The sequence below is a fragment of the Aporhodopirellula rubra genome (genome assembly GCF_014192335.1).
Lineage (GTDB): Bacteria > Planctomycetota > Planctomycetia > Pirellulales > Pirellulaceae > Rhodopirellula > Rhodopirellula rubra.
The window spans coordinates 25,905-46,231 of the sequence record NZ_JACHXU010000003.1 but is presented as its reverse complement, the minus strand read 5'-3'; the positions used below and the strand labels follow the sequence as shown (position 1 = coordinate 46,231).

Below are 20,327 nucleotides of genomic sequence, written 5' to 3'. Positions count from 1 at the left end.
CGCATGGCACGCTTTGTTATCGGCGACGTACATGGATGTGGCAAAGCATTGCGATCGCTGCTGACCGCGCTGTCACTCGGCAGTGAAGACGAAGTCATCTTTGTCGGCGATTACGTCGACCGCGGACCGAACTCACGCGACGTGATCGAACAACTGATCCAACTCTCGCAAACGTGCCGCGTGATCGCACTACGGGGAAACCACGAAGTCATGCTGCAGGGCGTCGTCATGAGCGACCTCAATGACGAAACGTGGATGCGCAGCGGCGGGAAAGCCACCGTGACCAGCTACGGCGGATCGGCAACAAAGATCCCCTCGAGCCACCTGGACTTCTTTCGTGACCTGCACCGCTTCCACGAAACCGATACGGAGATCTTCGTCCACGCGATGTACAACCCACTGCAAAACATCGCCGACCAAAACGACGAGCTAACGTACTGGGCCCACCTGCCCAACCCCGTACCGATGCCGCACGTCAGCGGCAAGCGAGTCTACCTCGGACACACGCCCCAACCGAGCGGCGAAATCCTCTGCCACGCCCACCTCGTCGGCGTCGACACGTATTGCTTTGGCGGCGGATACCTCACCGCCGTCAACCTGGAAACCCACAGCGTCACGCAAGCCGACCGGCACGGCCACGTCCGCCGCGTCCCCATCGAACACCTCCTACACGCCCTCACCGGATGCATCCGATGGCTAAGAAAAAAAGCCCCAACAACAACCGCTGACTAGCTCTTAGCTTTCAGCCAAGACATCCGCCTCACAGCGTGAGGCGGCCACAACCACCTAGCCTGCTGACGCCGTGAGCCGGCCCCACCACACAACAAGCAACTAACAAACGCCGCTCTGCGGTTCGCGGGCCACGACCTTCCACGGTCGCTCGATCAAACCACCATGACGCCCTAATTATGGCCGGGCACCACTGGAGGTGGTCGTCGGATGCCCGGCCCCATTTTCTTCGTCGGCCAAATCCCCGCCGTCGCCCGGCGGCTTCGGGGTTGCTTCGAGCACGGTCTTCAAGACATCGATCAGTTGATCCAACCGGAACGGTTTGTAGAGCACCGCTTTGGGGTGCAAACCGTTTTGCTTCGCCTTCACGATCGAGTGGCCCGGGTCATACCCGAAACCGGTCATCAAGATCATCGGCACGTGATCCATCAATTTGCCCAACCGCAACATCAACTGATAGCCACTGTAGTCGGACAACCGAATGTCGCTGATGATGGCGTCGTAAGAATCCTCGCCACCACTTCGCCGGACCATCAACACCGCTTCGTCACCCGCGTGTGCCGTCTCCACGACACAGCCGTATTTCTCGAGCAACCGGTGGGCGTCCTCGCGAACCTGTTCATCTTCATCGACGACCAAAATCCGCTGGCCTCGCAGCGCCGCGTGCTGTTCCGACTTCTCGTCCGCCGCGACCGCCTCGAGAGGCGTCATTTTTTGACCGATCTGCTGAATCGTTCGCTTGATGTCTCGCGAATTTTGCAAGATACGTCCGAGACGATCCATCACCTCCGGACTGTGCCCGATGTATCCCTCCATCACATGGACGGCGTCATTCAGGATCGCGTCCACGGGCATCGCCACCGCACTATGAATCGCGTCGCAACTCTGCTGCGCCGTGTTCGCCTTCTGAGCCACCAACAGTTCGAGCGTATTGAGCGCGAAGGCGATGTCGCGAGCGAAGATCTCGAGGAACTGCAGATCGCTGTCCGAGAACGCCGAAACGTCCGGACTCTCCACATTGATCGTGCCCAAGACCTGATCGTGCAAAATCAGCGGCACCGTCAACGAACTGCGTGCGTTGGCCACACCGGGGATGAACAGAGGGTCGTTCAACACGTCGTGGCAGATATAAGGAACACCACTGGCGGCGACATAACCGGTGATCCCATTTTCATGCATCCGGGCCAGGAGGCGACGATCCGATGCCTCCTCGTCGATCCCAACGCTCAACAGCGGCAAGAGATCGCCCGTGGATTGCTCGAGCACGCGAATCTCAATCACTTCGAAATTCAGCAAGTCACGCAGGTAGTGCTGAATGTTGTCCTTGAGCAAGTCGATCCGTTCGTCGACTTCCATCATAAAAATTTCGTTCGGGCGGAGATCCGCGAGCTCTCGTCCCGCCTGGTGGATCGCCGCCAATTTCTGCTCTTGCAGAATCTCTTCGGTGATGTCGCTGATCGTCACGATCAGGTGCCGCGGTGCGTCGGCCGAATGAATCGGGGCCGCGTGGACTTTGAAATACTGACTACCGGCGCTGTGCAACGTCGAATGACTCTGGTCGCCCGTGGCCAGCGACGTGTGGAAGGGACAAAAGTCCGGCCCCATGATTTCAGGGTTGTGCAACAGTTCGTAGAACGTCATTCCCAGCGGCGTGCCCTCTTCCCGGCCCGCCCACTGCAACAATTGGCGGTTGGCCCAGATCACTCGCAGATCCGAATCCAACAACGCGACGCCCTCGGGCATGTCGCGGAGCATCAATCCACTCTGGGAGATGCCTCGAACTTCTGAAATTTGCGGCAGGCTGTTTCGCTCTAACCAGACGCCCACGACGTCTTCTTCTTCCAGCAGCGGGAAGGCTTCGACGACCGAGTCCGATCGCACCCACTGTACACCACCCGGATCGCTGGCTGTGTCGGCGACCAAACCCTCCGGTGGCACATTGCCATCGCCTACCCAGATAATTTTCGACACAGGTTGATTTCCCCCCACCTCTGGAAGCCCTTCATGCAGGTGCACAGACGACTCGGCAGTGCCACCATTTCAGCAGCGAAACCATCAAATCCATGACCACTGTTCTACATGTTTGCAGAATGATAACCGTTTTCAACTACTTTCCACAATTTGTAGCACGGATCCAACGGCAATATATCCAATGCCTCCACCGCCTGCGGGTCTCCACGCTCACCCAAGGGGACAATCCCGCCCCGCACAACGCCCTACCGGAAGCTTCACGCGAACTGCAATACAATAAGCGGAACCAAAGAGTCGACGCAAATCCAATAAGTTTTTTGATTTTGCTCAAAACACCCCCACAAATCCCCACACCACCACCACGCCCCCCCGCTACCAAGAACGCCACGCGACACGCGACACCCGCCACCTGTCTAGCCTCTAGCCTCTAGCCTCTAGGCTCTAGGCTCTAGCCTCAAACCGAATGTCCAACCCAATCCATATTTAAACCAAGATTTCCTTCGCACGGCTCGATCCTCATTTGCCCCTCGCGCTGCTGCCTTCGAAGCAACCGATATCTCACTCCCGGCAACACCGACCGTGGCGCCACGCCCCACCACCGCCGTGCGTCGGCGACCACAACACGGCGTCAACGACTCATCATCTTCCAGCCCCCGCACGGTTCCTCTTCCGGGCCAAACATCCACTCCCGAAACCCGGCTCGCCCTCCGGGGCTCTTCACTTAGGCGTTGTCCGATCAACCGATTTGCGACTCGATCTTGCCTCCCAACAGCGCGGCCATGGCATTCGTCCATCCGCCCGACGGGAATTCACGAAGTCACTTCACTGGGACTTTGACGCTGTTTAGCCGACATTCCGTGATCACGTGACCGCGAGGTTTCGCGAGAGCCATGGATGCCGTTTGCCCGAGCACCTCGACAGCCGCTTTGCAGGCATTTCAACAGCGGCTTTGCAGAGCATTCAAAACGGCTTTGATGAAATTTCAAATTGCGTCGCGGGCATCGCCCATTCGCTCCGCGTAATCCCACACGACAAGAGCGGATTCGCACGATTGTTGCGCTTCAAAACGCACATGAAGCCACCCCGTTAGGGGCGAGATATGCGCCTGCTTGAAGGATACCAACGTACATTAGTGAAAAAAGCTAAAAACTTGTCCAGGATTCAAAGCCTTATTGTTGACACGAATCCGCCAGCATCTACCTTTTGGGGCTGACGGGCGATGTCCGCCCAGAATACGCAGCCGTTAAAGCTTACCCGTGTTTCTTCTGTTGCCTCACAGGTCGTGAGCATTTCGAGAGGGTTTTCAATGAAGTCGAGTGTTATGAGGATGTTTATGGGATTCGCTGCAGCGATGTTGTTTGCTGCTTCGGTCCACGCAGGATGCGGTGATTGCGGCGGCTGCGCCACCGGAGGCGATTGTGCCTCTGCAGGTTCGGCAGTTGCTTGTGGCGGTGCTGCCGCCTATGGCGACGCGGGGGGCTGTGGCTCGACCGTGTCTTATCAAACGCAAACGGTCATGCGTTCGCAGTACGTGACAGAGACCAAATTGGTCCCAACCACCACGTATCAGCGTCAAACCCAGACCCGCATGAAGAGCGTGACGAAGCAAGTTGCACGCGTGGAAACACGTTCGCAAGAATACACCGTTAACGTTCCTCAAACTCAAACCCGTACGGAAACCTACGACGTTCAAGTCGCAGTGCCGTACACCGAAGAAGAAACCTACACCGTTCAGGTTCCTGTCACGACCGAAGTCGAACAGTCCTACCAAGTGTCGGTTCCTTACACGGACCAAGTTGAGCAAACCTACACGGTGCAAGTTCCTTACACCGAAACGCAAACTCAATCTTACACCGTGAACGTTCCTTACACCGAGCAAGTTGAGCAAACTTACACGGTTCAGGTTCCTGTTCAACAAACTCGTGAAGAATCGTACCAAGTGTGCGTGCCTTACACCGAAGAAGTTGAGCAAACTTACACCGTTCAAGTTCCTGTCACGACCACGCAAACCCAAAGCTATCAAGTTTGCGTGCCGTACACCGAAACGGTCACCCAAACTTACAGCGTTCAAGTTCCTTACACCGAAACGCAAACCCAAACGTACACCGTCAACGTTCCTTACACCGAGCAAGTTGAACAGTCGTACAACGTAACGGTCCCTTACACTGAGCAAGTCGCTCAGACTTACACCGTGAACGTTCCTTACACCGAGCAAGTTGCCCAGAACTACACCGTGCGTGTTCCTGTTCAACAAACTCACACCGCCTACCGTACCGTCAGCCAGTGCGTCCCTGTGACAACCATGAAGACGGTCACCAAAGACATGGGCGGCAGCTACGAGTGCCAAGCTGTTGCTGCAGCTCCAGCCGCTTCGAGCGGTTGTGGTTGTGCCACCAGCGCCTGCGGAAGCCCTTGTGGCGGATGCGGCGGTTGCGAAAGCAGCTGTGGTTGTGGCGGCAGTGCAGCAGCTTCGGCTTGTGCACCAGCCGTGACTTACCGCAAAGTCTACGTTCCTAACGTCGTCACCCAACAAGTCCCAACGACTTCGTACCAACGTACGACTTCGAAGGTTCCTTACACCTACACCACGACTTCGTACACCTGCCAAACCCAGACCCGTATGGTCCCGGTTACCCGCATGCGTGCCGAAACTCGTCAACGTATGGTTAACGTGACCAAGTGCCGTACCGAAACCCGCACCCGCATGGTTTCCGTTACGAAGACTCGCCAAGAATCGCGTACCCGTGACTACACCGTCACCAAGTACCGCACCGAAGAACGAACTCGCGAAGTGCCTGTTCAAAAGACCCGCATGGAAACTCGCACCCGCGAAATCCCTGTGACCACCATGACCACGGAAACCAAGACCCGTATGGTTCCTGTGCAAAAGACTCGTATGGAAACTCGCACCCGTACGGTTCCTTACACCACGATGACCACCGAGCAACGCTCGCGCACCGTCACCGTGCAAAAGTGCCGTCAAGAAACTCGTGAGCGTTCGTACGACGTGACCAAGTACCGTTCCGAAACCAAAACTCGGATGGTTCCTGTTCAAAAGACCCGCGTTGAAACTCGCACCCGCATGGTCCCACAAACGACCATGACGACCGAAGAACGCACCCGTACGGTCAACAAGACCCGCATGGAAACGCAACAACGCACCCGCGAAGTTGCTTACACCGTGAACGTTCCTGAAACTCGTACCCGTAACTACAACGTGACCGTCTATGACACCGTCACCGAAGAAGTTCCGGAAAGCTACACCGTCTGCGTCCCAGTGACGACGATGAAAGAAGTTTCGGTTCAAGTCTGCAAGCAAGTCCCGACCACCATCCAGGTCCCAGTTTACAGCGCACCCGCCGTAAGCTACGAAAGTGCTCCTGTGATGGAATCGGCTCCTGTTTATCAGTCGGCTCCTGTGCAATCGGCTCCCGTCATGCAAACCGGTGCAGGCTGCACCACCTGCGGTGGCTAGTCGATCGGATTCCCTCATGACGAGTCTGGCCTAACCACCAGCCCCGTCGAAGGAAAACCATTCATGAAACCGCGTGAGCATCTCGCTCACGCGGTTTTTTTATGCGCGAGTCGAAGGTGACAGGTTCGCAGTTCGCGAGGCGTCAATTTCTTAACTCCTGCCTCCTGTCTTCCTCTTTCCCTGTTCCACCTCAATCTCCTCGTTCTGCTCGCCAAGGGTGGTGAACCTCGCCAGTCGCGCGGTTAAACTCGCCAGGACGAAACGAGTCACAAGCGAACGTTCAGGTGCCAACGCCGACATCCATGTTGGCTTGCTCAACCAACATCCTCGTCGCCAATCCGCGACCGCAAAACCTATGGACTTGTCTCGCCCTCCCGCCGTCGTCGCCCTTCATCCGTCGTCACCTCGTCCGACACTCCATCACCACCCCGTCCCACACCGTCCCCAAGGTGCACGTAAATGAATTCGAAATTGATGCTCCATCGAAGCTGCCTGTTCATCGCCGCGTTACTCACGGCGACGCCTCTCATGGCTGAGGATCGCCCCAACGTTCTCTACATCATGTCCGACGATCACGCCGCGCACGCGATCTCGGCCTACGGCGGACGGCTCGCCGAAGTCGCCCCCACACCGAACATCGACCGGCTGGCCAAAGAAGGTGCAATGTTCACCAACGCCTTCTGCACCAACTCGATCTGCTCCCCCTCACGCGCTTGCGTGTTGACGGGCCAGTACAACCATGTCAACGGTTCCTTTGACCTTGGGGGCGTCGTCAATCCCGGCAAACAAATGCTCGCCATTCAAATGCGAGACGCCGGGTACCAAACCGCGATGATCGGCAAGTGGCACCTCAAAGCTGAACCGGCCGACTTCGACTACTACTGCGTGCTCCCGGGGCAAGGTCATTACCACAACCCCGACTTCCGCGTCCGCGGCGACAAACCGTGGGGCAAGAACACGATCAAATTCGAAGGCAAACACTCGACCGACGCGATCACCGACCTCACGTTGGAATGGCTCAAAGAAGGCAGGGACACCGACAAACCGTTTTTCTTGATGCATCACTACAAAGCACCCCACGATTATTTCGACAACGCCCACCGATACGAATCGTACTTGGCCGACGTCAACATCCCCGAACCCGAAACGCTTTGGAACCGATCCCCACGTTTCGGATCGATCGCAACACGCGGCGCCAACGACGAACTCCTGCCTCACATCGGCACCTCCATCGGAGGCCGGAACCCACGCCGGTCCTACCTCTTAGACCTGCCCAAACTGTACCCCAACGAGTTCCCCAAAAACTTCGATCCGAAAAACCACACCGACGAAGAAAACACGCGGTTCGCGTACAACGCGTACCTCAAAAAATACCTCCGCTGCGTCAAAGGCATCGATGACAACCTCGGACGACTGTTCGATTACCTCGAGTCCACCGGGCAACTCGACAACACCGTCATCATTTACACCGGCGACCAAGGCTTCATGCTCGGTGAGCACGACTACCAAGACAAACGGTGGATGTTCGAAGAGTCGCAGCGGATGCCGTTCCTGGTTCGCTACCCACTAACCGTCAAAGCCGGTCAAAGCTTCGACACGATCATCGAAAACGTCGACTACGGGCCCACCATGCTGGACTTCGCCGGCGCCACGATCCCCGAATCGGTCCAAGGACGCTCATTCAAATCGCTGCTCGAAACCGGCAACGAACCCGACGACTGGAAACAGGAAGCGTACTACCGTTACTGGATGCACATGGCCCACCACGACAACCCCGGCCACATGGGCATCCGCACCAAGACGCACAAGCTGATTTATTACTACGGGTGCAATTACGACGGCGGCTACCAAACGCCCGCGGGATGGGAGCTGTACGACCTCGTCAACGATCCGCACGAGACCACCAACTTGATCGACAACCCCGAACACGCCAGCCTCGTGGCGGAGCTAAAAAAACGGCTCGCCGAAACCCGCCAACGCGTCGGCGACGACGGTTCGCACTACCCGAAATGCGAAGAGATCGTCCAACGGTTCTGGAATTACGACGAAGCCGACCGAGCCGAAGCCGAACAAGTCTCCCACCGCTACCTCCAACGCCGCCTCCAAGAACTCCAAGCCGGAAAACGCAACATCCAAACTTGGAAAGGGGAATAGCGGTTAGCTTCTAGCTTCTAGCCAAAGCATCCGCCTCACACCGTGAGGCGGCCACAACCAACCCCACTCACGTAGCCTGCTCAGGCCCTTGAGCAGGCCCCCAGGCCCCACCCCAACATACATCCCCACCCCGCCCACCGCTGCTCTCCCATCAAAGCATCCAACGCGTCGACCCGCCAGTCACCTCAAACCAACAGTCCCCCTCACCCAACACCCGGCAAGATGATAACGCATGGCCCTTTCCTTTCTGCCTACCCACGCAGCCGCGCGGAGGAACCAGCAAGGTCATTTGGCGTTTGCGTCAGGAGCGATCCGGCTTCACATCATTGAGGTGGTAGAGAAACGCGTTGCCATTCTTTTGGAACGGCAACGCCCCTGATTCGCGAAGGTGGGCCAGCTCGCAGGTCGTCAACTTCAGTCGCCTCCGGACTTCGTCGCCACGAACCCACTCACCATCGGAGGCTGCCGTCAGCCGAGGCACAACCTCACGATTCCAATAGCTCGCTCGGCCGATCCGAGACTTATCCACGCCTGCCAACGACATCCACGCCCGCGATCGCTCGCGACTAGCCTCGACATCCCCCTCCGTAGTGCTCGTCCACGAACAACCACTTGTGACAGTAGATAGCCTTGCGCCCTCAAGCTACGCGCCGAGGAATCACCGTGCCGATCAATCAAGGCCCCGCGCTTGAGATCACGCCTGCGACCTCGTCGACTGCCCCAGTGATGCCATCCAAAGCAGTTCCAGGTTGGTTGTCGCCCCCGGTGGACCACATTCTGGCGAACGTCGCGACCTTGGACGACCGACGTCATTGACAGAAACTCTCTCGCACGCAAACTCGACGAGAAAATCTCGAAAGCCATCGAGACGATCACTGGCGTTGACCGGCTGCACTGCGTTCGCCTTTGCGGATACAACACGTGAGCAAACTTGAATCCGCCGAGCATCTTCTCCGGTCCAACGACTCGAAGCCACATGAGTGATTACCCCTACAACTTCGACGCAAAAATCGTGAAATATGGCTTGAGCAAGATTGTCTTTTCGGTCGTCTACGTGCCCAAGGACGTCGTGTCTCAACTCGACTTCAGCGAGTCAAAACGTTTGCGGATTGACGGAGAGATCGAAGGCATCCGCATCGAAGGGGCTTTGATGCCCACCAAGGGCAGGTGGTACCTGATGGTGTCGAAGAAACTTCAAAAGTTGTGCGGGGTGACCATGGGCGACCGTGTGCGGGTGTCGTTTGACATCGCGCATCAGGACGCGATCACCGTGCCCAACGAACTGCAGTTCGCATTGGAAGCCAACGACGACGCGATGAACGCATGGAACCAATCAACGGCGGGCAAACGCCGCGGTCTCTGCTATCGTGTCGCTTCGGCGAAGAAGGTGGAAACTCGGGAGCGTCGCGTCGAAGAGACGATTGATTTTTTGTTAGCTGAAAAGGCCAAAGCAATGACCGATGCGGAGAAACAGAACCTAATCGAAACACTCGACGCGCTCGTCATGACGGCCGCGCTGAAGTCAACCAAGATTGCGAAGTACGGTGGGACGCTCTACACGCTGAAACCGGACGAGAAAGAAGGTCCGTTCTGTGGTGTGTTCCCGTACAAGGCTCACGTTCAGTTGTCGTTCGCCAAAGGAAACGAGCTCGACGATCCGAACGGGTTGCTCGAGGGCAAGGGCAAATTCCGGCGGCATTTGACGTACAAGAGCCTCGACGAGGTCGATGCGAAAGTGGTCAAGCGATTCGTAAAAGCAGCATCGAAGCTTGGGAGTAAATAGAGTGGCGAGTGAACGCGAGAAGATGTTGGCCGGCGAGCTCTATGCCCCGAACGATCCGGATTTGGCGGAGGCTCGAATGATTGCGAGGGAACGCTGTCGCGCGATCAATACGAATGACCCTCGCGATGAAAAGCGACTGCGAGACCTTTTGACGGAACTGTTCGGCAGCGGCGGCGATTCCGTTTGGTTGGAACCACCCTTTCGCTGTGATTTCGGGACCAACATCTATCTCGGCGAGAAGGTCTACTTCAACTTCGATTGCGTGATCTTGGACGTTTGCGAAGTGCGGATCGGCAACAACGTCTTTGTCGCCCCCGGCGTCCACATCTATGCCGCCACACATCCATTGGACGCGGAGCTCCGCCGCACGCAGGAGTCCGGCAAACCGGTCACGATTGGCGACGATGTTTGGATTGGCGGAAGAACGACCATTTGCCCCGGCATCACGATTGGCGATCGAAGCGTCATCGGTGCCGGCAGCGTGGTGACGAAGGACGTGCCCGCCGGAGTGGTTGTCGCGGGGAACCCGGCCAAGATCATTCGCGAGCTCGAATAACCGCGTGCGTCTCACTCAATCCAGTATTGCGGGTGGTCTAATGCATTGGAGCAGCGAACCGTTCCCTTGCAATTCTCGATCTTTCCAGACGTCAGTTCCCTCACCATCCACGCGTCTGCGTTTTGAGGTGGGATCGGGTAGGTTGCTTGAAGCCCCCGGACACCTGCGGGACGAAACCCGAACCGCGAATAGTAGTCGGGATAGCCGAGAATGAAGACGAGGTCGACGCCAAATTCCTCCAGCAGGCGTAGCCCGGTTGCGATCAAAAGACCGCCAATTCCCTGGCGTTGTCGATCTTGCACAACCGCCAGAGGTACGAGGATACTTGCACAAACTTGGTCAAGGCCTGGTTCGATTTTTGCGGACGTAAAAAGAAGATGTCCAACGAGTTCGCCGTCCGTTTCAGCGACAAGCGATAGCATCGGCTCGCCGGAAGCGTCATCGAGCATCTCATCGACGAGCTCGGCAATCACCGGCCCTTCGCCCTCGCCAAAGGCATTCATATGGACAGCAAGAATCGAATCACGATCCTGGTCCGTGGCGTTGCGAATGTTCACATTGCCGCGCGTCATGATTAGCGGGCCAATAGGACGAGAATGCAACTGCCGTCGTCGATGACGTTGATGCCAGCCTGGCGTGCCGACTCACTGGCCTGCTCGTGCTCCGCCCCTGGCTGCATCCAGATGTGCTTCACGCCGACTGCGATCGCGTCGGCGATGACTTGCCGGGTGATTTCTGGTGGCGTGATGATCGAAAGTGCTTCGGGGACGATTGAGAGGTCCGCGATTTTCGGATACGCCTTGTGGCCTTCAATTTCTTCCGTGACTGGGTTGAGCGGATACGTCTCGCGTCCGGCGGCCAGGAGGGCTTTGAAAACCTTGTAACCGTATTTATGCGTGCGGGCCGATGCGCCGGCGACGGCGTATGTTTTCGCAGCGAGAAAATTTTCGATTGAGTTCATTGTGGCGAGTCTCTCTTGAGTTACTCGGCGCCCGCGTGAAATAAAATCACGATCTCGCGCGTCTCTGTTTATGTGAACGCGACATTCTACGCGAACCATCGGGACGTGAAAGCATCGATCTCTCCGAACACACAACAGTCGATGATGCTGGGCTGGCGTTTGAATCCACCACCTCGTTCCCAGGCTCCTGCCTGGGAACGCAATGTCTTGCAGGCTCTGCCTGTCGGTCTTGGCCTTATGAGGCAGGAGCCTCCAGTGCAGCGTGTACCCAGGCGGAGCCTGGGTACAAGAACTCGGCTGGCTACATCCAGTCCGTGCAGACGGTGTTAGCTCAGGCGTGATCGCGTAATTCATCTGCTCGCTCATACCAAACCTCGACGATGACTCAACCAACTCGTTCCCGGGCTCCCGCCTGGGAACGCAATGCCTTACAGGCTCTGCCTGTCGGTTTCGGACTTATGAGGCAGGAGCCTCCGGTGCGGCGTGTACCCAGGCGGAGCCTGGGAACAAGGGTGCAAGGTTATTCGAGATGGTTTTGAATGAGACGCGATCGTCGCGCGATCCGATCACCCAGACCAGCCTCTCGCGTTCCGTTTTCGGATTCAGCAGGGTGCCAAGATTGTTGGCGCGACCAGAACGCCGCCGGAATCCCCCAAACCAACCCCCGATTGTTCCCGCGAGATTCGAGCGAACGCAGAAGGGGTGGCCGAAACGGCACACCAAAAACACCACGAAATCCACCACCGACAGCGCAGGCCAAGGGCAGATATTCGGAGACACGAAAAAAGCCGATTGAAGAAAACCCCGTAAATAACTGGGTATGTCTTCAATCGGCTCTTGGTGTCTTGCCATTAAGCTACCCCGCTAGGACTCGAACCTAGAATGGCTGGACCAAAACCAGCTGTGTTGCCAATTACACCACGGGGTATCGGGAGGAACCGGGTGGGTTCCTTGCGACGAGGCGAAGTTTAGCAGTCGAATGCGGGTTGCTGAAGAGGAGATTATGCGGATTCTGGCCGGTTGCGTGAAAATTTTTTGAGCCCGCCGGGTTGGGGGGAGGGAGGGAGACAGGACGACAGGAGGAAACCTACGACCTGTCACCTCCCCATTCCCTTGTCGTCTTATCAAAGCGGGGTCAATCCATCATGTTATTGGTTGGTTTTTCTTGCCGGTTCTAAATTTTGTCGATGCCATGGCCCTTTCGATCATTCATTTCCCGCACCCCACACTTCGCCATCGGAGCCGTCCGATCGCCCGCGTCGATGCCAAGCTGCACGCGATGGCGGCCGAGATGCTGGATCTGATGTACGAAAACGAGGGGGTCGGATTGGCGGCGAACCAGGTCGATCTTCCCATTCGAATGTTCGTTGCCAACGCCAGCGGCGTGCGAGGCGAGGGTCAGGAATGGGTCGTGATTAACCCAGTGATTGACCGTCCCAAAGGCAGCGAAGCGGGCCAAGAGGGGTGTCTGAGTGTGCCGGGTTTGTTCGCCCAAGTGAAACGCCCCAAGACGGTACGGCTGCAGGGCTACGATCTGAAAGGCCAAGAGATCAACCAGGAACTCGACGGTTTTCTGTCGCGTGTTGTGCAACACGAAGTCGACCATCTCGACGGGGTGATGTTTTTCGATCGCATTGGCAACGAAGCGATGCGGGATCTCGAGCACGGTTTGGCAGAATTCGAAACCACGTTCCAATCGCTCCGCAACACGGGCAGCATTCCCGACGACGCTGAGTTGGCAAAGCGATTGGCACATTGGGAAAAAACGTACACATGAGTTCCGATAAACTGCGAATCGTTTTGATGGGGACGGGGCCGTTCGCGGTGCCATCGTTCGAAGCCATTCGCGCCGCCGGTCATGACATTCCGGTCGTGATCACGCGTCCGATGCCTCCGGTGAAAAGTCGAGGCGGCCCGCCACCGGCACCGGTGCGAGACTGGGCCACTGAACACGGGTTGCCGATCGAAGCCCCCGAGAGCATTAACGATTCCGAGGCGGTCGAGCGGCTCAATGAATTCGCGGCGGACCTCATGGTGGTTTGCGATTACGGGCAGATCTTGCGTCCACCCGCGCTCGCGTCATCAAAATGGGGCGGTATCAATTTGCATGGATCATTGCTGCCCGCCTACCGCGGCGCAGCGCCGGTGCAACGTGCTTTACTCAGCGGTGACGAGGAGACGGGCGTCAGCGTCATTCACATGACACCGCGGCTCGATGGTGGGCCGATTCTCGCGACGCGGCGAACGCCGATTTCCTCAACCGAAACGGCGGGTGAACTCGAAGAACGATTGTCACAAATCGGCGTCGATGCCACGTTGGAAGCGATCACGCTGCTGCAGCGGGAACTCATCAACCATGACGGCGAACAGCCCTTGCCCGCGTTGGGTTCGGTTCAAGACGCGTCGAAGGTTTCGAAAGCGGCTCGGCTGAGCAAAGCAGAAGCGGAGATCGATTGGTCGAAATCATCACGGCACATCGATTGTCTCGTCCGTGGGATGCAGCCTTGGCCGGTCGCGTTCACGTTCGCGGAAACCAAACCTGGAAAACCTCCCATCCGGTTGGCGATCCGCAAGGTGACACCGGTTGTTGACGCAGCAGTCGGTCCGAACCAGATCGGGTGCTTGCTCGCTACGGAAACGAAAGGTGAGATGGCGATCGGATGCGGCGATGGACGCGTGATTGTGGAGCGGTTGCAACCGGCGGGCAAAAACGAAATGGATGCTGCCGAATTCATCCGTGGCCACCGCCTTGAGGCAGGATTCCGATTCGGCAAGAACTGAACAGGCTCGCCGGTTTTGATCGCGGGTGCGATTTGGTTTGAATCGCCTCGCGAACAATTCACGCAGCTTTCATCGCCAGCAATGTCCGCCTGACAACATATGGTGGATTACGTTATTACGAACGTCGCTCGCTTTCGTGCGTCTGCGTTGTTTTGTCAAGTGCGTTACTGGATCGCGTTCTTTAGTTGCTCGATCAATGATTCGTCGGTCGGTGGATTACTCAGCAACATCCACTCGGCTGCCGCTTTCGCGCCAGTCAGATCGCCACTGCGTGCCCGGCAGAGGATGCTTTCCACTTTCGCCCGTTGATGCGCATGCTCGGTCGGCGGAATACCGCTGGCGAGTTCGTCCCATAACCCGGCCGCCCGTTTCAAACCTCGACTGCGAGAGGAATCGGAAAGCGCCGACGCGGCGGCAGCGATCAGTTCACCGGGATGTTTTGAGTGATCGAGTGATTTTCCCAGCTCGGCGAACCCTTGCTCGGTTCGCTCGCTCCACATCAGCCACGCGATCGAGCAGCGTGGATCGGCGACGGCGTTGCCATGATCAAACGCGAGCAAGAACGACGCGACCGTGCGACGGGGAACGGCATGGGTCGTGAGATCGTGGTGCAGTCGCCACACGACCGCTCGCCTCATTTCGTCGCCGAGCAAAGGCAATCCGTGCGGCGGCGTGACTTGGTTCTCGCTGCCCAAACGCAGTTCCGCGACAAAACGTAGGAAAGGATCTTCGGTGCGTTTGGCGGCTTCGACGAGGAGCGGACGCCCCGGCGAATCCATCTCGGCTGAATCCAGCAAAATCGCGCAAGCGAACTGGGCTTGAATTGCCGCGGGGTGCGCAGCCGATTCGACGAACGTGTTCCGCATTTGGGCCAACCGACTGGCGAGCTCATCACGAAGCCTTTGTCGACACGCGTCATCGTCCCAACCGCAGGGAAAACATGCGTTGCCGGACGGGAGGATCGCATGCATCCAAAGATCGCGGCAACGGCTCGACGCCGTTTCATTCCAATGCTCGACCGGCAATTCGGTCGCTAAGATTGCCGCGTCGATCCACTCATTTCGTTGCTTTGCGATTTCGATGAGTGACGCTCGCGCCGAGGCGGCGGCGGGAGAGAGCGGCCATTTAGCGAGAAGCTCATGGAGAATTTCATCGGCCGATGGGATCGATGTTGCATTCGACGAAGTGCTCGATGCCGGCCCTTGCGCAGCCTCCACTTCGCTCGCCAAAGAAGCGGCCTGCAACATCAACAGTGGCGAGTTTTCGTGCGACTCGTGCCGGTTTGCGATTTGGCGAAGCAACTGTACCGCGGCGGGTCGTTTGTCGGTGCTAGTCAGAATCGCGGCCGAACGGATCGCCGAATCGATGCTGCGATCCGCGTCGCCGTCTTGCACCGCGGCGTGGGCGAACGTAACCGCGGCGGGCAATGTTTTCTCAACGCGTAGGTAATACCGCGCGTCGGCGCGGAGCACGCGGGGATCGATCGATGACGCCGGGATATCTTGGTGCGGTGACAGCGATTGGCGAAACTCGCGATAACGAGCGAGCAAGGTTTCAGCACCGCGCCGTGCGGGCGCACCTCCACGTTGTTCGATTGCGTCGATCCACTGACCGATCTCAGTGAGTGAATCTGCTCGTTTTGGGTTGAGCAAGAGAAACTGCAAGCGTGCCATGTCCATTGCCAAACTCAGCGGCGCCTTGGCAGGCGCGTCGGCATAGAACTGATTGAGTTTCTCTTCGGCGGCACGCCAATCTTGTTTTGAAAGGTCAACGCGAATTACAAAGGCGAGTTCGTCGGGCGTATTGATGACGAGTTCTTCTTTCGGCGTCTCGGCCGAATCATTCGGTTCGTCTGTGGATTCCGATTTAGCATGGGCAACGTGAAGCATAGTCCGGATCGCGGCGTCGGCGTCTCCCGCACGCAACTGCGCCTCGGATAGCAGTCGCAGGATTTCAGCGCGGACGACGCCATTGTTGGGAAAACTCGCGATCGCGGCTCGCATCAAACGGATCGATTGTTCCGCCATCGCAACCCCATCGGGAGAACGTTCGGCGAACATTTCGGTCGCCAAAGACGCCAGTTCAACCCGCGAGAGCCACAGCAGACTTTGTCGCCGCTTGAGCTCCTCACGACGGGGCGTGTTCTTGGGATCGAATTCGCTGCGTTCGATCTCGGCGAGTTCATCACGAATGGACAACAACTGACGATCGAGCAAGTCGTCGATTCGCCGTTGACGGTTGACCAGACCGGTGATCGCGTGAGGACTCGCCCCCTCGGTGATTGCGGCAAACAGATCGCTGCGAAGCGTTTGCAGTTGGCTGTCCGAGGCGGCATCCTCGGAAAGCTGGAGCGTGGCGTCGGTGGTCGATTGGGCGCACGCGTTGTTTCGAGTGACGTGGGGCGCGAGCGCAACTAATGCAGCAAGGAGAACGCTGCACGCGGGCAACGCCGCCGTGCCGAACCGGCGGGCGAGGTGCGAGGGTCGATCCGAGATCGGTGTGGGCACGGTTGCCGTTACGGTTTTTGCCATGGTTGGTCTTCGCGTCCGAGCAATCGATTGACGTCACGTGAGACGACGAACAACCAATCGCTGAGTCGATTCAGATAGACGATGACCTCCTCGCCAATTGGTGTTTCCGATTGAACCGAGTCTGCGAGAGTGATGACCCGTCGTTCGCTGCGACGACACACGGCGCGAGCGAGGTGAACTTGAGCAGCAACAGGACTACCGCCAGGTAAAATGAATTGCTTGAGCGGTGGCAACAGCGCCTCCGTTTCGTCGATCCATTTTTCCAACCGTTCGATGTGCCGCGTGCCGATCACGCGAAGTTGAAACTCATCGGGATGAGGTGATGCGAGTTCCGCGCCGAGCGAGAACAGCTCGTGTTGGACTTGGCCGATCCGATCATCGAACTGCATGAGGGCGTCGCGTCGTTCGGGTTCGTCTTCGCATTCCGCAACAGCGGACTCCACGGCACTGCGTACGCAGCCGAGGACGGCGTTGAGTTCGTCGACGGTCCCATACGCTTCGATCCGGGTGTCGTCTTTAGCGACCCGCGGTCCGCCGAACAGCCCGGTCGTGCCACTGTCACCGGTTCGTGTATAAATCTTCATGCTGAAACCTGTCGCGGGTTCGTCGGGGGGAGTTGAATCATTGAGGTCATTGCGTGTCCAAGAAGAAAAAAACGAAAGACGGTATCGTGCGAGCGGCCGGCATGTTGCTGATGACGGAGACGCCCGAGCCTCAGTTTTTGCTGATGCGGCATCCTGATCGCTGGGATCTTCCGAAAGGACATTGTGACGGGAAGGAAACCTACCTGGAAACGGCCCTTCGTGAAATGCGAGAGGAAACCGGTGTCTCGCCCAAAAAGTGCCGAATCGCCGATGATTTTCAGTTTGACATTCAATACGAGGTGACTTACCGGAATCAGCCTGGCAAAATTTTCCCGAAGAATGTCAGGTACTTTTTGGCTTGGTTGCCCGACGTCGTTAAAATTGAAGTTACCGAACACGAGTCGTATGAATGGCTCGCTTGGTCACCAAGACGACCGATTCAAACTCAGACGATCGATCCGTTGCTCGACGCGGTGGAAGAATACTTAGCCAAGCAAGAGAAATCGATTTAGTTTGGTGGCGTCGAAATGCGTTCCCGGCTAGTCGTTCAATCCCGCATTACAGAGTCGGACGAGACGGGCCGATTCCGATCGTTCGGCTAGGGTCGACACTCCGCCCCCCTCGCGGGCTCGTTTAAGAATTATCGAAACTGTGTCCACACGGTTTTCAAACTGTCAATCATTGAGTCATTTCATGCCGCGTCAAATGTTTTTGCGTTCCCGCTGCCGCGTGTTCTTGCTGACTCTCGCCATCGGATCGTTGGTCGTAATCGTCGATAACGGTTCAGCCGCGGCGCAGCAACAACGGGCACGGCCACCGGTATTTGACGAGGGAACGACCTCGCGTATTTTCTTCTCGGACCTGTCGTCGGCTTTTCGTGGCGAACGGCCGACGTTGTCGAGTCTTCAAAAGACGGACGCGGCGGCGGCATTGGCTCAAGCGAGCGAGGCCGATGACGACTCAGATAACACCGGCAGCCAACGATGGAACAAGCTGATCTCGCCGGTATCGTTGGAAGATGAGATCAAACGCGTGAAGCTCAAATTCGACGCATCGATCACGACTCCCGGCGCCTTCAACGGGGGCGGTTATCAAGAGGCACGTTTGCATCTGTCGGTATTAGCGTCGTTGTTCGCCGTCATTTCAGAATACTCCGGCGACGTGCGTTGGAAATCGGACGCCAAAACGGCACGCGACATCACGGCAAAGACGGCCCTGAATTGTGCGGCCGGTTCGACTCCCGTGTTCAACGAAGCGCAACTGCGTAAAGCGGATTTGCAGGACCTCGTTTCGGGTGCGGGTTTGTCGGCGGCGAAGGCGGGCGAGGACGAGAACGATTGGTCGATGATTGCGGACCGCTCGCCGTTGATGGAATACGCCGAGTTGGTGCTCGACAAACTCAGCGACGATTCCAACGACACCGAGTCGGCAAAGGAGAACGTGGATTCGGTACGCCGCAACGCCGAGCTGCTCGCCCTGCTGGGAGAGATCCTGGTGCAAGAAGGCATGGATGATTCCGAGGACGACGACTACCGCGCGTTGAGCCGGGCGATGACGGAGGCATCACGATCGGTCGTGACCGCGATCGAACGGCAGGACTTCGACGCCGTGCGTGGCGCGGTCGGCGAGATCACGCAAAGTTGTTCCGCCTGTCATGAAGAGTATCGCTAGAGCAATTCAAATAATGTCGCGAGCGTTCGCGGGAGTCCAATTCTCGCTCATTCCGACTCCCGCGGTGTGGCTACTTCGCGGCGAGCGGTGTTCCCCGCATTGATTTGCGTTTGCAACAGCGTTTGAACTTCTCGCCGCTACCGCACGGGCACGGTGAATTGCGTCCCACCCGTCGTCGGCGCCGCGTCGGACTGCCGAGAATCCGTTTGGGGTTTTGGTGGTACATCTTTTTCATCAGCTCGTAGAGCTTGGGATTCTTCTTTTCGAGAACCGCAGGAGCTTCGAAAAAGTATTCGCTCAGTACCGCAAAATACTCCGCTTCGTTCGTGTAAGCGTAATCGTCAATGTGTTCGCCGTTGCCGACCTCACGACGCAGTTCGTCACCGACCCAACGGACCCACGGTTCATAAGTCTCCGCGTCGGCGGTGGGAGGCACTCCATCAACATCACCGTCCTCCTTATCAACGAGGTGTGCGAACTCGTGAATGCCGACGTTTCGTTTGTCCGACATGTTTGCGAAACCGCTCACTAACGACGGTTTGGATAAGATCATCACGCCACTGAGATGGCTGACTCCGACCATGCCGAGTGTTCTCGCGTCGGCGCTGCTGTTGGTCTGATACTGATCGTCGAAGGAACCGGGATAGATCAGAACTTCGCCGAGACCGGAGTACTCGAAGTCATCGAATCCGAGAATCGGAATCACGGCGCTGGCGGCGACGAGCGTTCGGGTCGCTTCGTCGACGTTGGTACGAATCCCAGTGATCACAACCTCATCGAGGAAGACTTTGACCAAGTTTCGAAACCGTTCTTGTTGGTCGGGTGAAAGTTTTCGAAAGTACTCCACCTGCGACTCCAGTGTCGCTTCCCACACACCGGGGAACGGTTGAGCGATGACGGCGAAACGACGCCGCGTCTTACGACGCATGAAGTAAAAGGCACCGCCCGCGATGGGCAACAAAACGAGCCACCACGGTGACAGGATCGCGAGTAAACATCCTGCAATGGCGATCACGGCGGCGACCGCGATGGCCACTTTCCGGTTGTGAGCGTTTGTGGCAGCATCGACTAGCATCATTCACCCTGTACCGTAAATTCAATGAGTCCCGCATTGTCGAATCCACACGGATC

Annotated in this window: 16 protein-coding genes and 1 tRNA gene; 9 read left to right on the top strand and 8 right to left on the bottom strand. The window is 57.4% G+C overall.

All coding sequences use genetic code 11. From position 1 onward, the window contains the following. The first annotated feature begins 3 nt into the window (after window positions 1-3). Window positions 4-732 carry a metallophosphoesterase family protein gene (locus tag FHS27_RS04925; RefSeq protein WP_184302523.1) on the top strand — a complete coding sequence of 243 codons (729 nt, stop codon included), beginning with the start codon at window positions 4-6 and terminating at the stop codon, window positions 730-732. 174 nt (window positions 733-906) lie between these two features. Here FHS27_RS04925 and FHS27_RS04920 read toward each other — a convergent pair whose 3' ends face one another. Then, entirely contained in the window at window positions 907-2,700 is a 1,794-nt protein-coding gene (locus tag FHS27_RS04920) for a GAF domain-containing protein (protein ID WP_184302520.1), read from the bottom strand. A gap of 1,327 nt (window positions 2,701-4,027) precedes the next feature. On the opposite strand from FHS27_RS04920, the gene FHS27_RS04915 reads away from it, so the two are divergent. Further along, window positions 4,028-6,175: a hypothetical protein gene (locus FHS27_RS04915; protein WP_184303339.1), complete on the top strand. Its 2,148-nt coding sequence runs from the start codon at window positions 4,028-4,030 to the stop codon at window positions 6,173-6,175. Window positions 6,176-6,634: 459 nt separating this feature from the next. Continuing rightward, window positions 6,635-8,329 carry a sulfatase family protein gene (locus FHS27_RS04910; RefSeq protein ID WP_184302516.1) on the top strand — a complete coding sequence of 565 codons (1,695 nt, stop codon included), beginning with the start codon at window positions 6,635-6,637 and terminating at the stop codon, window positions 8,327-8,329. A gap of 301 nt (window positions 8,330-8,630) precedes the next feature. Here the strand turns inward: FHS27_RS04910 and FHS27_RS04905 are convergent, their stop codons facing one another. After that, complete coding sequence (locus FHS27_RS04905; protein WP_184303378.1) at window positions 8,631-8,873, bottom strand: hypothetical protein; 243 nt, start codon at window positions 8,871-8,873, stop codon at window positions 8,631-8,633. A 432-nt stretch (window positions 8,874-9,305) separates the two neighbouring features. On the opposite strand from FHS27_RS04905, the gene FHS27_RS04900 reads away from it, so the two are divergent. Continuing rightward, on the top strand, window positions 9,306-10,112 hold the full coding sequence (locus tag FHS27_RS04900; RefSeq protein WP_184302514.1) for a YdeI/OmpD-associated family protein: 807 nt from the start codon (window positions 9,306-9,308) through the stop codon (window positions 10,110-10,112). A 1-nt stretch (window position 10,113) separates the two neighbouring features. After that, the gene (locus FHS27_RS04895; RefSeq protein WP_184302511.1) at window positions 10,114-10,668 is read left to right on the top strand and encodes a sugar O-acetyltransferase; all 555 of its coding nucleotides are present in this window, start codon (window positions 10,114-10,116) and stop codon (window positions 10,666-10,668) included. An 11-nt stretch (window positions 10,669-10,679) separates the two neighbouring features. On the opposite strand, the gene FHS27_RS04890 is transcribed toward FHS27_RS04895, so the two are convergent. The 3 genes from FHS27_RS04890 to FHS27_RS04880 all read right to left on the bottom strand — a co-directional run bounded on the left by FHS27_RS04890 (window position 10,680) and on the right by FHS27_RS04880 (window position 12,557). Then, entirely contained in the window at window positions 10,680-11,240 is a 561-nt protein-coding gene (locus tag FHS27_RS04890) for a GNAT family N-acetyltransferase (protein ID WP_184302508.1), read from the bottom strand. Window positions 11,241-11,242: 2 nt separating this feature from the next. After that, window positions 11,243-11,629: a CoA-binding protein gene (locus tag FHS27_RS04885; RefSeq protein WP_184302505.1), complete on the bottom strand. Its 387-nt coding sequence runs from the start codon at window positions 11,627-11,629 to the stop codon at window positions 11,243-11,245. Window positions 11,630-12,485: 856 nt separating this feature from the next. Further along, window positions 12,486-12,557, bottom strand: a tRNA-Gln gene (locus FHS27_RS04880). Between the two features lie 264 nt (window positions 12,558-12,821). On the opposite strand from FHS27_RS04880, the gene def reads away from it, so the two are divergent. Next, window positions 12,822-13,406, top strand: coding sequence for a peptide deformylase (def, locus tag FHS27_RS04875; protein ID WP_009097491.1), 585 nt, complete (start codon window positions 12,822-12,824; stop codon window positions 13,404-13,406). After that, window positions 13,403-14,410: a methionyl-tRNA formyltransferase gene (locus tag FHS27_RS04870; protein WP_184302502.1), complete on the top strand. Its 1,008-nt coding sequence runs from the start codon at window positions 13,403-13,405 to the stop codon at window positions 14,408-14,410. The genes def and FHS27_RS04870 overlap by 4 nt, the downstream gene beginning before the upstream one ends. A 164-nt stretch (window positions 14,411-14,574) precedes the next feature. Here the strand turns inward: FHS27_RS04870 and FHS27_RS04865 are convergent, their stop codons facing one another. Beyond that, the gene (locus FHS27_RS04865) at window positions 14,575-16,941 is read right to left on the bottom strand and encodes a hypothetical protein (RefSeq protein ID WP_221224890.1); all 2,367 of its coding nucleotides are present in this window, start codon (window positions 16,939-16,941) and stop codon (window positions 14,575-14,577) included. After that, window positions 16,926-17,525 carry a cob(I)yrinic acid a,c-diamide adenosyltransferase gene (locus FHS27_RS04860; RefSeq protein ID WP_184302499.1) on the bottom strand — a complete coding sequence of 200 codons (600 nt, stop codon included), beginning with the start codon at window positions 17,523-17,525 and terminating at the stop codon, window positions 16,926-16,928. Before FHS27_RS04860 ends, FHS27_RS04865 begins: the two co-directional genes overlap by 16 nt. Window positions 17,526-17,578: 53 nt before the next feature. On the opposite strand from FHS27_RS04860, the gene FHS27_RS04855 reads away from it, so the two are divergent. Beyond that, window positions 17,579-18,037 carry an NUDIX domain-containing protein gene (locus tag FHS27_RS04855; protein ID WP_184302496.1) on the top strand — a complete coding sequence of 153 codons (459 nt, stop codon included), beginning with the start codon at window positions 17,579-17,581 and terminating at the stop codon, window positions 18,035-18,037. 181 nt (window positions 18,038-18,218) lie between these two features. Then, complete coding sequence (locus tag FHS27_RS04850; protein ID WP_184302493.1) at window positions 18,219-19,196, top strand: cytochrome c; 978 nt, start codon at window positions 18,219-18,221, stop codon at window positions 19,194-19,196. 70 nt (window positions 19,197-19,266) lie between these two features. On the opposite strand, the gene FHS27_RS04845 is transcribed toward FHS27_RS04850, so the two are convergent. Continuing rightward, entirely contained in the window at window positions 19,267-20,274 is a 1,008-nt protein-coding gene (locus FHS27_RS04845; RefSeq protein WP_246419112.1) for a zinc-dependent peptidase, read from the bottom strand. Window positions 20,275-20,327 lie beyond the last annotated feature (53 nt).